Annotated in this window: 7 protein-coding genes; 5 read left to right on the plus strand and 2 right to left on the minus strand. The window is 66.7% G+C overall.

What is annotated here, in order from left to right; genetic code table 11:
* Window positions 1–53 precede the first annotated feature (53 nt).
* Window positions 54–2,042 (minus strand): Fe(3+)-hydroxamate ABC transporter permease FhuB, encoded by a 1,989-nt coding sequence (gene fhuB, locus QMX89_RS02530; protein ID WP_282346564.1) that lies wholly within the window; start codon window positions 2,040–2,042, stop codon window positions 54–56.
* Window positions 2,035–2,970 (minus strand): ABC transporter substrate-binding protein, encoded by a 936-nt coding sequence (locus QMX89_RS02535; RefSeq protein ID WP_282346565.1) that lies wholly within the window; start codon window positions 2,968–2,970, stop codon window positions 2,035–2,037. The genes fhuB and QMX89_RS02535 overlap by 8 nt, the downstream gene beginning before the upstream one ends.
* A gap of 202 nt (window positions 2,971–3,172) precedes the next feature.
* Between QMX89_RS02535 and QMX89_RS02540 the strand changes: the two genes are divergently transcribed.
* From QMX89_RS02540 to QMX89_RS02560, 5 genes are all read left to right on the plus strand, one after another.
* Window positions 3,173–4,819 carry a cyclic peptide export ABC transporter gene (locus QMX89_RS02540; protein ID WP_282346566.1) on the plus strand — a complete coding sequence of 549 codons (1,647 nt, stop codon included), beginning with the start codon at window positions 3,173–3,175 and terminating at the stop codon, window positions 4,817–4,819.
* A 192-nt stretch (window positions 4,820–5,011) separates the two neighbouring features.
* On the plus strand, window positions 5,012–5,773 hold the full coding sequence (locus QMX89_RS02545) for an alpha/beta fold hydrolase (RefSeq protein WP_282346567.1): 762 nt from the start codon (window positions 5,012–5,014) through the stop codon (window positions 5,771–5,773).
* 28 nt (window positions 5,774–5,801) lie between these two features.
* A complete protein-coding gene (locus tag QMX89_RS02550) occupies window positions 5,802–6,782 on the plus strand; it encodes a TauD/TfdA family dioxygenase (protein ID WP_282346568.1) in 981 nt (326 codons plus the stop codon).
* Window positions 6,783–6,829: 47 nt separating this feature from the next.
* Window positions 6,830–11,320, plus strand: coding sequence for a condensation domain-containing protein (locus QMX89_RS02555; protein ID WP_282346569.1), 4,491 nt, complete (start codon window positions 6,830–6,832; stop codon window positions 11,318–11,320).
* On the plus strand, window positions 11,317–14,463 hold the full coding sequence (locus QMX89_RS02560) for a non-ribosomal peptide synthetase (protein WP_282346570.1): 3,147 nt from the start codon (window positions 11,317–11,319) through the stop codon (window positions 14,461–14,463). The genes QMX89_RS02555 and QMX89_RS02560 overlap by 4 nt, the downstream gene beginning before the upstream one ends.
* Window positions 14,464–14,507: the final 44 nt, after the last annotated feature.

A 14,507-nucleotide genomic window follows, 5' to 3' on the forward strand; every position in this document is an offset into this window, starting at 1 on the left:
CGTAATTATTTAAGGTTGATTCCCATCTTTACCTGCTTCCTTGCTGATTCTGCTCAGCGCTTGCGCACCAGGAGCCACATGAAATACGGCCCGCCGATGAAGGTCGCGAAGATCCCCGCCGGGATCTGCCACGGGAACACCAGGTTGCGGCCCAGCCAGTCGGCCAGCACCAGCAGCGTGCCGCCGAGCATGGCCGAGAGCAGCAATTGCGCGATCGGCCGGCGTGCGCCGAGCATCCGTGCGATGTGAGGCGCGATCAGGCCGACGAAACTCAAGGGGCCGACGGCCAGCGTGGCGGCTGCGGTCATCACGGCGGTCAGCAACAGCAGGGCCAGGCGGCTGCCGCCCAGGGATATCCCCAGCGCCCGCGTGCGCTCGGCGCCCAGGGGCATGATCGCCAGCCAGCGGTTGCACAGCGGCGTGACCAGCAGGAACAGCACCGCCAGGGTACTGACGACCAGCGCTTGGCCGGCGTCGATGCGATAGGTCGAGCCGGTCATCCAACTGAGCATGAGCAGCACCCGGGAATCGCCGCTGACCATGAACAAGGCGGCGAACGCATTGAGCAGGGTGCTCAGCGCGACGCCGGTGAGCAGCATGCGGTCTGGCGCGAAGGCGCTGCGCCAGCTCAGCGCGACGATGGCCAGCAACGCGATCAGGGCGCCGGCGATGGCCGCGGCCAGCAGCACCCAGGGGTTGAAGCCGGGGACGATGACCAGCACCAGAATGCCGCCCAACGCCGCACCGGAACTGACACCGAGCATTTCCGGGCTGGCCATCGGGTTGCCGGTCATGCGTTGCATCAGGGTGCCGGCCAGGGCCAGCAGCACCCCAGCGGCGAACGCGGCGGCCACCCTGGGCGCGCGCCAGGGCAGCAGCGCATCGAAGGTCGCACCGCTGCTGAAATACCAGCCGTCCGCGCCGCGTCCCCAGGTCAGCGCGAGGTAAACGGACACGACCAGCACCGCAAGCAGTACCCAACGGGTCCGTTTGAGGGAAAGGGAGCGAACGTTGCCGGCGTTGGCGGGTGGATTGATGCGGGTCTCCTGCAGGCGACTCAGCAGCACCAGCAGCAGCGGCGCGCCGAGAAAGGCGGTGAAGATACCCGTGGGCATTTCGGCGCCCAGCACGCGCGCCGAGGCCTGGACCAACTGGTCGGCGAGCACCAGCAGCAAGGCGCCGAACACCGGCGCCCAGATCAAACGCTGGCGCAATGTGCGAGCGCCGGCCAGTCGGGCCAGGGCCGGGCCGGCCAGGCCAAGGAAGCCGATCACGCCGACGCTGGCGATGGTGCTGGCGCTCAAGGCCACGGCCACGCTCAGGGCCAGCAGGCGCATGCGCCCAGGCGACAGGCCGAGGCTACCGGCCGTGGCGTCATTAAGGCCAAGAACTTCCAACGGCCGAGCGAGCAGGGCGGCGAGCACGGCCACGGCCGCCAGACGAGGCGCCAGGTGATACACATCCTGCCAGCTGTTCTGGTTCAGCGAGCCTGATTGCCAGATGAACAGGTTGTTCAAGACCTCATGGTTGGCCAAGACTAGCAAGGTGCTCAACGTCGCGCAGTACAGGTTGATGATCAGCCCGGACAGGATCAGCGCCACCGGTGACATGCGTCGGCTCCAGGCCAGGCCCAGCACCGCCAGCATGCCCAGTCCGGCACCGATGAGGGCGACGCCTTCCTGACCACCGTCGAGCAGGCTCGGTGCGTAGATCGCACAGGTGGCCAGGGCCAGGTGGGCTCCAGAGGCAACCCCGAGCGTGGTCGGTTCGGCGATCGGATTGCGCAGCACTTGCTGGAAAATCACCCCGGCCAGCGCCAACGCGGCGCCGACCACGAGGCTGACGACCAGGCGCGGCAGGTAGCTGTAACGAACCAGCAGGGCTGAGAAGTCGTCGGGTATCACCGAGCCGAATACGTGATCCCATGACCCGTGTGCAAGCAGTGAACTGGCCTGCTGCACGCTCAACGCCAGTGCGATCAGCAGCAGTCCAAGGGCCAGCCAGGCGGGCTGGCGACGCAGGCGTGAAGGGGAATCAGGCATGGTCGGCTTCCATGGCGAGCAACTGCTCGGTGATCGAGAGGGCCAGGCGTTGCGCGGTCAGCAGGCCGCCGCTGGGGTAGAAGCGTGGCAGCGCCCGAATGCGGCCCTCGCGGATCATCGGCAGGGCGCGCCAGATGGGGCTGTTGTCCAGGCGGCGCTGCGCCGCGACCGCTTCGCGGGGGTTGGTGTAGTACAGGAATGCGGCATCCGGGTGTTCCAGCAGCGTCTCGATGCCCACCGCCGGACTACCGCCCCAGGCGTTGGTACGCCCTTGGTAGGCGTTGCGCAGGCCCAGCCGGTCGAGCACGGCCTGGTACATGCCCTTGGCGCCGAACAGCAGCAGGTGACGGCCATCCGGATTCAGTCGTGCGATGTACACCGGGCGGTCCTTGACCGGGGTGAGCCTGGCACGCAGGCTTTCGAGCAACTGGTCGGTCTGTTCCAGCAAGGCTTGCGCCTGGGCACGACGGTCGACCAGCGTGCCGAGGTCGAGCAACACTTGCCCGGCATTGCGATAGGGTTGGGCGTTCGCCGCATAGATGTCGAAGGTGCGCAGCGGCGCGATGCGCTGCAGCAGGGTACCCTCGAGCTGCCAGGACGTGCCGATGATCAGGGCGGGTGCCAGGCGTTGCAGGTATTCCAGGTTGGGCTCGATACTCGGGCCCAGGTCGATGACATCGTCGGGCAGGGAGGGCTGAGCGACGAACTCGCGATAGAAACCGGCGTTGACCACGGCACGGGGCACGACGCCCAGGCCCAGCAGGCTTTCGGTGAGGGCGGGCTCGAAGCTGACGATATCGACTTTCGGCGCTGCTTGGGTTACGGCGGTTGGCACGACAGCGTCGGCAGCGCCGACCAGAGACGAACCGCACAGTGCGGCTGGCAGCAGCGCCAGGCCGGTCAGGGCTCGACGGCGGGTAAGGGACATTGCAGGCTGACTCCGATGCAGAACGATCGCCTCCTGGCGAGAATGGGAGTCTATAGCAACTGCGTTTGCTTCCCAATACCCTGTAGGCATATGGACTTTATCGCGGTAAAGAATCAACCGCCGGCTTCGTTTACCTGTGTAACCCCAACTATCGACGGCGACAGGCGTGATGCCTGCGCCCGCCGACTCTCAAGGAGACCCCATGTCATTGTTCGGTATGCTGGTTCGCGCTTCGCGCACGCGGTTGGCCGTGGCCATCGGCGCGAGCCTGGTCTGCGGCCTGGCCAACGTGCTGCTGGTGGCGCTGATCAACCAGGCCCTGAACGCATCGCTGCAAGACCTCACCGGTTACGCGCTGCCTTTCGTGCTGGTGATCGCCCTGGTGATGGGCAGCCAGGTGCTGTCCCGGGCGCTGTTCGCGCACCTCAGCCAGCAAGGCCTGGCCACCTTGCGCCTGCACATCTCCCGGCATGTGGTCGCGGCACCGCTGAGGGGGTTGGAAACGGCGGGGCGCGGGCGCATCCAGGCGGCCTTGGCCGACGACACCACCACCTTGTCGAACTTCTTCACCGGGTTTCCCATGCTGGTGACCAGCGCCGTGGTGGTGCTGGGTTGTCTAGGGTACCTGGCCTATCTGTCGTGGGCGATCTTTCTGGTCTCGGTGCTGGCCATCGGTCTCGGTTCGCTAGGCTATCACCTGTGCCATTCGCACATGCTTCAGTATTTTCGCAAGGCCGGCTCCAGCCAGGACGAACTCTTCGGTCATTTCGACGCCATGGTCTCGGGTGCCAAGGAGCTCAAGCTCAATCGCTCCAAGGCGCAGCGCTTTCTCGACGAGGTGTTGGTCAGCGCCGTCGAGCAGGTGCGCCACAACCGTGCCAAGGGGTTGATGCTGTTTGCCATCACTGGCGGCTGGGGACGTTTGCTGTTCCTGGTGCTGATCGGTGTGGTGCTGTTTCTGCGCTTGTGGATTCCTTCCGACGCGGCGGTGATCACCGGCTACGTGATGGTGTTTCTGTACATGATGGGGCCGCTGGAAGGGGTACTGCTGAACCTGCCGCAGATGAGTCAGGCGCGGGTCGCCAGTGCGCGTATCGAAGCGACCCTGGCCCAGCTGAAGGCTGAAACCCAGCGGCAAACCCCCGTGCCGTCGCCGGCGCCCAAAGGCGTGACCCTGGCGCTCGACGGCCTGACCCACGGTTACTTCAGCGAGCGCGAGGACGAAGTGTTTACCCTCGGCCCGGTGCAACTCACCCTCAAGCCCGGCGAAATCACTTTTCTGGTGGGAGGCAACGGCAGCGGCAAGACCACTCTGGCCAAGCTGATTGCCGGTCTGTATCGCCCGGAAAGCGGCGTGGTACGCGTCGATGGTCGAGCGGTCGGCGAGGATGAGTGGGATGACTATCGCCAGCTGTTCTCGGCGGTCTTCTCCGACTTTCACCTGTTCGACACCTTGCTCGAAGCGCCGGATGCGAGCGTGGATACCCAGGCCGGCGAGTGGCTGGCGAAGTTGCATCTGGATCACAAGGTCAGTGTCAGCAACGGTTCGTTCTCCACCCGTGAACTGTCCCAGGGGCAGCGCAAGCGTCTGGCGCTGATCGTTGCCTGTCTGGAAGGCCGGCCCGTCATCGTGTTCGACGAGTGGGCGGCGGACCAGGACCCGGCATTCCGCGAGGTGTTCTACTGCGAGTTGCTGCCCGAGCTGCGCGCCCAGGGCAAGACGCTATTGGTCATTTCCCACGACGACCGTTACTTCCATCTCGCCGATCAGTTGATCAAGCTCGAGCGCGGCCAGATCGTCCATCGCGAGGCGTCGACCCAGGCGGCGCCCTTGCAGCCCGTGGTCTGACACCTCTCGCCAGCAGCCTGGGCGGAGTTTGCCCAGGCTGCTCAGGACAGGCCGCGATTCCTGTTCTGGTTATCCCCAAATGATAATTTTTATCAATAACGCTTAATTCTGCACCGTTTTGTTTCGTCCTTATCAGCAGTGTTCCAGGCAAGGCCACTCCGGCTTGCCGACTGCTTTTAAGGAGATCGCGCAGTGTCCGTCCCACCCGATTGCATCCGCCTGTTCTGCTTCGCGTGTTCCGGGGCGAGCGCCATGCCGTTCGCCGCATGGCGTGCCGTTTTGCCGGCCTGGATCGACGTGCAGCCGGTCGAGCTGCCCGGTCATGGCCATCGCAGTGACGAGCCGCTGCAGGCGGACATGCCGAGCCTGGCCGCCACCTTGGCGGACGAACTGGCGTCCTTGATCGATGGGCCTTACCTGATGCTCGGCCACAGCGTCGGCGGGGTGGTTGCCCTGGAAGTGGCCCACGCCCTGGTCGCCCGTGGCCTCGAAGCGCCCAGCGCCCTCATCACCGTTGCCAGCACCGCGCCCAGCCAGCGTGCTGGCAACCCGCAGGCGCAGCCCATGAGCGATGCCGAGCTGGTCGCCGAGTTGCAGCGCCTGGACGGCACGCCCCAGGTCGTGCTCGACGACCCCGAGTTGCTGGCCATGGTGTTGCCGGTGTTACGCGCCGATTTCCTGCTGGGCGAGCGCCATCGGCCATCTTGCCGCGAGCCGCTGCCGTGCGCGCTGCATGTGTTCGGTGGGCGCGACGACAGCATCGCGGTCGGCGCTCTGGCGGCCTGGGAAATGGAATGCACAGGGCCGTTCCGGATGGAAATGTGCGCCGGCGGGCATTTCTTCCTGCACCGCCAGCGTGCCGACTTTCTGCGCCGATTGGTGACCCTGGCCAAGGCCTATCGCCCCTCGCTTGCTTCTTCCTTCCTCGCGCGCGCCGGGCTGAGTCATGCCTGAGCGCGCTCCTCTGTATGCGGAGTCTTCCATGCTTGATTCACGCTTCGATGTCCGGCCTCTGCGACACGCCGATACCCCGTTGCCCCTGCTGATCGAGGCGCGCGAGCCGGGTCTCGATCTGGCCGCCTGCCTGCCTGATCTGCAGACGCTGATCGATGAACAACTGCTCAAGGCCGGCGGTGTCCTGCTGCGTGGTTTCGACGTGCAGAACGCCGAACGCTTTCGCCGCTTCGCCGTGGGTTTCGGGTCCGATCTGCTCACTTACGAATTCGGCTCCACGCCCCGCAGCAACGTGACCAGCGGGATCTACACCTCCACCGAATACCCGCCGCATCAGCACATCCCGCTGCATAACGAGCAGGCCTACACCCGCGACTGGCCGATGAAGATCTGGTTCTTCTGCCAGCAGGCCTCGCCGGTGGGCGGGGCGACGCCGATCGGTGACAGCCGGGCCATCTATCGGCGAGTGGGCGAACAGATTCGTCAGCGCTTCGCCAGCAAGGGGCTCATGTACACCCGCAACTACGGCAACGGCCTGGACGTGTCCTGGGAACAGGTGTTCAACACCCAGGACCGCAGCGTCGTGCATGCCTACTGCGAGGCCCACGGCATCGGCCTGGAATGGAAGGACGATGGCGGCCTGCGCACGCGACAGGTCTGTCAGGCCGTGGCGACTCATCCGCGTACCGGTGACGCGGTGTGGTTCAACCAGGCGCACTTGTTCCATGTGTCCAACCTGCCCGAGGAAGTGCGTGAAACCCTGCTCGACCTGGTCGAGGAAGAGGACTTGCCGCGTAACGTCTACTACGGCGACGGCAGCGCGCTGGAGGAAACCCTGCTCGAAGACATCCGCGGTGTGATGCAGCAGGAGCAGGTCGAGTTCGCCTGGCAGGACGACGACGTGCTGATGCTCGACAACATGCTCACCGCCCATGGCCGAGCGCCGTTTCAGGGGCCGCGCAAAGTGGTGGTGGCCATGGCCGAGCCCCACGGTGCCGACGTGCGTTGAGCCACCCCCGGATTTCCCGATTTTTTGCGATTGCAGGAGGACGCCCCATGGCCATCCCACACCAGCCTCAACCCCGATCACTCATCGAGATGCTGGCCCAGCGCGCCGAACACCAGGGCGAGCAACTGGCGCTGCGCTTTCTCGGCGACGGCAGCGAAACCACCGAACTCTATACCTACGCTCAACTCGATGCCCGGGTCCGCCACCTGGCCGCCTGCCTGGGCCAGCACACGGTGAAGGGCGACCGAGTGCTGCTGCTGATGACCAACGGTCCGGACTACATCGTAGCGTTTTTCGCCTGCCTGTATGCCGAACTGATCGCCGTGCCCGCCTATCCACCGGAACGCAATCGGCAGTTCCACACCGAGCGCCTGCAAGGCATGGCCATGGATGCCGAGCCTTCGCTGATCCTGTGTGAGCAAGCAGCACTGGATGCCTCGCTGGCGTTGCGCGATGGCCTGACCCTGGCAAGCGCGCCGTTGGTCGCCAGCGTCCAGGACCTGGAGGCGCAACCGACGCGAAGCTGGCAGCCGCGCGAGGTATCGGGCGAGGCCATCGCCATGCTCCAGTACACTTCCGGCTCCACCTCCGAACCCAAGGGCGTCGAAGTCACCCACGCCAATCTGCTGGACAATCAGCGCCTGCTGCAGATGGGGTTCGGCAGCCGCCCGGGCGACGTGTTCGTCAGCTGGCTGCCGCTGTACCACGACATGGGCCTGATCGGCGGCATGCTGCAGCCGATCTACGCCGGCGTGCCGCTAGTATTGCTGACCACCCAACACTTTCTTGCGCGCCCGGCACGCTGGCTGGAAGCGATCCACCGTTATGGCGGCACCCTGAGCGGCGGCCCGGATTTCGCTTTCCGCCTGTGTACCGAAAGCGTGCGCGACAGCCTGCTCGCCGAGCTGGACCTGAGCCGGTGGCGTGTGGCGTTCTGCGGCTCCGAGCCGGTACGCGCCGATACCCTGGCCGATTTCGTCGAGCGCTTCTCCGCGGCCGGTCTAGCGGCGACGACGCTGCATCCCTGCTATGGGCTAGCCGAAGCGACCCTGATGGTCACCAGCAACATTCGCGGTGGCCCTTACTACACGCTGCACGTGGACCACGAAGAACTCGCCCAGGGTCGAGTGGTGCCCGACGCCGCTGGCACCGAAGTGGTCAGCAGTGGGGGCTTGCTGTTCGACGACCAGGTGCGCCTGATGGATCCGCATACGCTGGAGCCCGTCGCAGACCATACCGTCGGTGAAATCTGGGTGCGCGGCCCCAGCGTCGCTCGCGGTTACTGGCGCAACCCCGAGGCCACGGCGAAGACCTTCCTCGATCGGCCGGACGGACGCTGGCTGCGCACCGGCGACCTGGCGTTTCTCTACAACGGTGGCCTGTTCATCACCTCTCGGGCCAAGGACGTGATCATCATTCGCGGCCAGAACCGCTACCCGCAGGACATCGAGAAAGCCGTGGAGCAGGGCGTCGACGCGGTGCGCAAAGGTCGCGTCGCGGCCTTCCCGGTGCAGGTCGACGGCCGCGAGTGCATCGGTATCGCGGCCGAGATCGGTCGCAGCACGCAGAAGAAATTCGATCCGCAGACGTTGATCGAGGCCATCGACCGCGTGGTCAGCGACACCCAGCAGGAACCGGCCAGCGTCATCGCCTTGCTGGAGCCGGCGGCCTTGCCCAAGACCACCAGCGGCAAGCTGCAACGCTCGGCCTGCCGTCATCGCCTGGAAACCGGCGAGCTGGACGCCTATCACGTCTACCACCGCCCGTTGACGGACACCTGCGCAAGCGGCTCGGGAGATGCGCCCCAGGGTCAGACCGAGCAGCGTCTGGCCGCCATCTGGTCCGAGGTGCTCGAAGCGGGCGAGATCAGCCGCGACGATGTCTTTCTCGCCAAGGGCGGTCATTCCCTGGCGGCGGTGCAGGTGGTCGCGCGGGTGCGCCGTGAGTTCAGCGTCGAGCTGCCGCTCAGTGCGCTGTTTGCCGCCAAGCCCCTTGCCCAGGTCGCAGCCATGGTGGACGCTGCGCCGCGCCTGGCGGCTGGGGTGCCACTGGAACGCCTGGATATCCGCGGTCCCCACGCCATGTCGCCAGTGCAGCGCAGCTTATGGCTGGCCCAGCAGTTGGGCGGCGAGCAGGGGCGTGCGGCGTACAACATGGTTGCGCAGCTGCGGCTGTGCGGTGAGCTGCGACCCGACGCCCTGCACGGTGCCTTGAATGATCTGCTGCAGCATCAGGCCAGCCTGCGCAGCGCCTTCGTGCCAGGGCCCGACGGGGTGGCCCGCGTGCACTACGCCGACCACCTCGAATTGGCCTTGCCGCTGCTCGACCTGAGCGGGCTGCGCGATGCGGAACAGAGCACTGCCCTAGCCATGGCCGAAGCCGAAGCCGCCGGGGAGCCCTTCGATCTGCAGCAGGCGCCGTTGCTGCGCATCACCCTTGTGCGCCTGAACGATCGAGAGCACCGGCTGCTGCTGAGCCTGCATCACCTGATCGGTGATGGCTGGTCGTTCGGCGTACTGGTCCAGGCGCTGGGCGTCTTGTATCAGGCGCGCTTGACCGGTGGCGAAGCGGCATCGCCGCCGCTGACCCTGCACTACAGCGATTACGCGGCATGGCAGAACGCCAAGGAAGGCAGCGTCGAGCGCCAGCGGGAATGGGATTTCTGGTCGGAGTACTTGAGCCGTGCGCCACAGCACCTGGCCTTGCCCATCGACCGGCCGCGCCCGGCGACGCCGCAGAATGACGGCGCCAGCGTGACCTTCCAGCTGAGCGCCGAGCAGGTGGCCCGTGCCGAAGCTCTCGGCCAGGCCCACGGTGCCAGCCTGTTCATGGTCCTGCGTGCTGCCTTCGACTGGTTGCTGCATCGCGTCACGGGGCAAAACGATCTGGTCTACGGTACCGACATCGCCGGTCGGCCCAGGGCGGAGCTGGAACAGCTGATTGGCTTCTTCGTCAACATCGTCCCGTTGCGCGCTCGGGTCGATGCGCAGCAGCCGTTCAGTCAGTGGCTGGCTCAGGTCAGGGAGGATTCCCTGGCGGTCTTCGAACGGGCGGATCTGCCCTTCGAGCAGATCGTGGAGGCCAGCGGCGTACCTCGTGAGCGTCAGCGCAACCCGCTGGTACAGGCGCTGTTCGTGCTGCACAGCATGCCCCATGGCCAGTTCGCCGTGCCGGGGTTGAGCGCGCAACTGCTGGCCGCGCCGGCGCAGACCTCGAAGTTCGACATGGCCCTGTTCCTCACCCCCAATGCCCAAGGGCTGAACGGGGAGTGGGTGTTCGCCACGGCGATCCTCGACAAGGCGCGGGTGCGTGCCTGGGTCGCGGCCTGGATCGACCTGCTCGAGCAGGTGCTCGACGCACCTGAGCAGCCCCTGTCTGCGCTGTCCTTGGGTGCCTTGCAGCCTGCGCCCGTCGCGCCGGCCAGCGGTCGCTCGCGGTTGGAAGCCAAGCGCGACAAGCTCAAATCGTTCACCCGCCAAACCACGCCATCAGCAGCCACGCCGGCGGTACGCTGCACACCGCTGACGGCCGACAGCGAATTCCCGCTGGTGATCGAGCCGGTCAGCGCCGATCTCGATCCCTGTGCCTGGGCCAGTCAGCATCGCGAGTTCATCGAAACCCACCTGCGCCGTCATGCCGGTTTGCTGTTTCGAGGCTTCGGGTTGCACACCGCCCAAGACTTCGAGGCGTTCGCCGAGGCCATCCAGCCGGGTCTGTATGGCGCCTATGGCGACTTGCCGAAGAAGGAGGGCGGGCGCAACACCTACCGCTCCACGCCTTACCCCGAGCGGCAGATGATCCTCTTTCACAACGAAAGCGCCCACCTGCGCCGCTGGCCGCGCAAGCAGTGGTTCTTCTGCGAGCTGCCATCGCCCGTGGGCGGCGCCACCCCGATCGTCGACTGCCGCGCCATGTACCGCGCCTTGCCGACTGAGCTGGCCGAGACCTTCGAGCGCAAGGGCTTGCTGTACGTGCGCACCTTTACTCCCGGTTTCGATGTGGATTGGCGCGACTTCTACAAGACCGACGATCGCGCCGTGGTCGAGGCCGCTTGCCGCGAGCAGGACGTGGCGTTCGAGTGGCTGGCCAACGGTGGCCTGCAGACCCGTACGCCGTGCCCGGCGGTGATCCGCCATCCGTTCACCGGGGAGAAGTCGTTCTTCAACCAAGTGCAGTTGCACCACGACTACTGCCTGCAGGCTGACGTGCGCCGTGACCTGCTGGGCATCGTCGGCGCCGAGCACATGCCCCGCCAGGTGTACTTCGGCGACGGCACGCCCATCGACGACGCCATCATGGAGCAACTGGGCCAGCTCTACGAAGCCTGCGCGGTGCGTTTCCAGTGGCAGCGCGGCGACGTGGCGATGCTCGACAACATGCTCGTGGCTCACGCCCGCGACCCCTTCGAAGGTCCGCGGCGAATCGTCGTGGCCATGGGCGAGATGACCGACCGCAGCGTCTTCGATGGCGCTGCCGCAGACACCGGCGAGCGCTCGGGCCAGATGGCCGGCCTCTCTGTTCAAGGATATTCGCAATGACCGACCTGAGCCTGGATTCAAGCGCGCTGCACACCTTTGCCCTGAGCCCCGAACAGCAGGCGTGCCTGCTGGGCCGCGATTCGTCGCGCCCTGACGCGGGCAGCCATCGCTTGCGCATCGCCGTGAACGCCTCGCAGGGGCCGGCCATCTTTGCAGCCGCGTTGCAACGCTATGCGGCTGGTCAGCCCGTTCTCGGAACGCGCTGGCTGCAGGTGCCCGGCTTCCTCGGCTGGCGCCAGACCTGTCCCAGCCAGGGCAATGCGGTGCGTTGGGTGGAGTTGGACGCCATCGCGCCTGCGTTGACGCTGGAGGAAGGGGAGGTGCTGGCGGTCAGTTGGCGAGCCCTGTCCCAGGACCGTTTCGAGGTGGAATTCGTGGCGGCTGCCCTGGCTCTCGATCCGCCCAGCCTGGAGCGGCTGGCCGTCGATGTGCTGGCATCGGTGGAGGGCCGCACGCCGGTCTCCAGCGATGTGGACTATGAGCAGTATGTGCAGTGGCGCCAGGACATGGCCGCCGACGAAGACGCTGCCCAGGGTCGGGCCTATTGGCAGCATGCCGAAGTCGACCCTGCCCGCGGCAACGCGCTGCACCTGGGGGTGTGTGGCAGCCCGGCGACACCGCAGGCGTCACGCCTGGACGCGCAGCTTGCCGTACCCCTGTCGACCCTGGGCGCCGCCCAGGCCGTGGCGGAGGCCTTGGGGCAACCGCTGGACTTCGTTGTGCAAGGACTGTGGTGGGTGCTGTTGGGACGCCTGAGCGGGCAGCAGGCGTTCGTCGGTGGCTGGCTGCACGATTGCCGCAGCGACTACGATCACTTCGAAGACACCCTGGGGGTTTTCGAAAAAGTCCTGCCGTTGCGCGTCGAACTCGACCCTGCGGCGCTCTTCGCCCAATGGTCGCAACAGGCCGAAGGTCGTCTGGCCGATCATCTCGGCTGGCAGGAATACTGCCCGATCCAGTCGCCTACCAGCACCGCGCCACTGCGGGCCGGGTTCGCCTTCGAGCACGCGCGCCTTGCGCCCGAGCAGGTGCTGGCCTACCCGAGCCGTCCGGCCTTCGAACTGCTGCTGCGCGCACGCGTCTGGGGCGGCACCCTTTACCTGGCCATCGAGGCCAGCGGGGCTGTGTACAGCGTCGCCAGCCTGGAGGGGCTGCTGGAACAACTGCGCACCTTGCTGCACACCCTGCCGGTCGATGGCGCCGTGGCCTTGGCCGATCTCGATCCGGTGGGCACGACGGAGCGCCAACGCCTGTTGGCCCTGGCCCCCAACGAGACGGCAGCGGCGGGCGAGTGGCTGCCCCAGCGGCTCGCTCGGCATGCCCGGCAGACCCCGCAGGCCATCGCCCTCAGTGATGGCCAACAGTCCCTCGATTACGCCGCGCTGCACCAAGCCGTGACTCACCGAGCCGGCTGGCTGCAAGGGCAGGGGGTCGGCGTCGGCCAGTGCGTGGCCATCGAAAGCGAGCGCTCGCTGCAGGCAGTGCTGCATATTTTCGCCGTCCTCAGCGTCGGCGCGTACTACCTGCCGCTGGAACCGAGCTGGCCCGCCGAGCGCCGCCGCGACCTGCTGAACCGTGCAGCGCCGGCGCTGGTGCTGTGTGATCCTGGGTCGAGCAGCGCCCAGGGGCCGTGGCCGAGCGCCAGCCTGGTGCAGGCGGGCAGTGAAGAACCGCTGCTGTTTCAGCCGCCGCAGCTCACCGATCAGCACCTTGCGTATCTGCTGTTCACTTCCGGCTCGACCGGGGCGCCGAAGGGTGTGCTCGTCGAACACGGTGCGCTGCGCAACTATGCCCAGGCGGCCAGTGAAGCGTTGGGCCTGGCGCCTGGCATGCGTCTGGCGCTGACCAGCCCGTTGAGCGTCGACCTTGGCCATACCTTGCTGTTCGGTGCAATGCAGGTGGGCGCCGAGCTGGTCATCGCCACTGAGGCGGATCTTGCCGAGGGTGCCGCTTTCGGCCGCTTTTTGGCCCGAGAGCGTCCGGATGTGGCGAAGTTCGTGCCGTCGCACTTCGCCGCGCTGCTGGACAACGGCTTGGCACCGCTGCCCGGCACGCTGATTTTCGGCGGCGAAGCCACGCCACGCAGGCTGGTCGAGCAACTGCACGAGCAAGCGCCCTCGTTGCGCCTGTTCAACCATTATGGCCCGACCGAAACCGCCGTCGGTGTGCTCTACCACCCGGTGCGTGCGGACGCGCCGGACCACGATGAGCGGGTCCCGCTGAGTCGCGTGCTCGCGGGCAACCGGATATATCTGCTCGACGAGCGCCTGCGCCTGGTGCCCACCGGTGCCCTGGGCGAGCTGTACATCGGCGGTACGCAGTTGTGCCGTGGCTATCTGGACCAGGTCGATGACGACCGTTTCATCAACGATCCCTTCCACCCTGGCCAGCGCCTGTATCGCTCCGGAGATCTGGGTCGCTACCGCGCCGAAGGTGGCCTGCAACTGGTGGGACGCCGGGATGATCAGGTCAAGTTACGCGGCCAGCGCATCGAGCTCGGCGAAATCGAGGCGGCGCTGCTGACCCTGCCCGGCGTCGAGCAGGCCGTTGCGCGGCTGTGGGCACCCAGTGAAGGCATGGCCAGCCTGATCGCCTACGTCGTACTCGCCCAAGGCCAGGCCGATGACGCCCTGCAGCCGCTACTGGCGGCACTGGCCGAGCGCCTGCCCGAGGCACTGTGCCCGACGCGTCTGCTCGCGGTGCCCAGCCTGCCGCGTCTGGCCAACGGCAAGATCGATCGTCATGCCTTGCCCGATCCCGGCCAGCCGCTGCGTCGGACGCCGGCGCGGGCGCCGCAGAACGAGTTGCAAGCCTGTCTGCGCGATGCCATGGCCGACCTGCTGGGCTGTGCACCTGCGACGCTGGGTGTGGACGACGATTTCTTCGAGGCCGGCGGCCACTCGCTGCTGGTGATCAAGCTGGTCGCGCGCCTGCGCACCCTGTTCAAGCTCGAAGTGCCGCCGGGCCTGGTGTTCGACCATCCCGACGCCGCCCGCCTGGCCGCCGCCCTTGGTGAACTCGCCGATCCGGCGCGCCTCGAGAAGATCGCCCGTCTGCGCCGAGAGCTGGACAACCTGAGCGACGAGGAGCGCGCCAACCTGCGTGCCCAGGCCCTGGCCGCCAAAGGGCTGGCCGCCCACTGACACCGGGCCGGCCCCGGTCGGCCCCCTCTTTTGCGAACTGGATT

Origin of the sequence: Pseudomonas sp. PS01301 (genome assembly GCF_029960215.1) — a bacterium.
GTDB classification, from domain to species: domain Bacteria; phylum Pseudomonadota; class Gammaproteobacteria; order Pseudomonadales; family Pseudomonadaceae; genus Aquipseudomonas; species Aquipseudomonas coleopterorum.

Excerpts from the sequence above, each read along its gene's own strand:
- QMX89_RS02555 (WP_282346569.1), top strand. The coding sequence starts at position 6,830 with ATGGCCATCCCACACCAGCCTCAACCCCGATCACTCATCGAGATGCTG.
- QMX89_RS02560 (WP_282346570.1), top strand. The coding sequence starts at position 11,317 with ATGACCGACCTGAGCCTGGATTCAAGCGCGCTGCACACCTTTGCCCTG.
- QMX89_RS02550 (WP_282346568.1), top strand. The coding sequence starts at position 5,802 with ATGCTTGATTCACGCTTCGATGTCCGGCCTCTGCGACACGCCGATACC.
- QMX89_RS02540 (WP_282346566.1), top strand. The coding sequence starts at position 3,173 with ATGTCATTGTTCGGTATGCTGGTTCGCGCTTCGCGCACGCGGTTGGCC.
- fhuB (WP_282346564.1), bottom strand. The coding sequence starts at position 2,042 with ATGCCTGATTCCCCTTCACGCCTGCGTCGCCAGCCCGCCTGGCTGGCC.
- QMX89_RS02535 (WP_282346565.1), bottom strand. The coding sequence starts at position 2,970 with ATGTCCCTTACCCGCCGTCGAGCCCTGACCGGCCTGGCGCTGCTGCCA.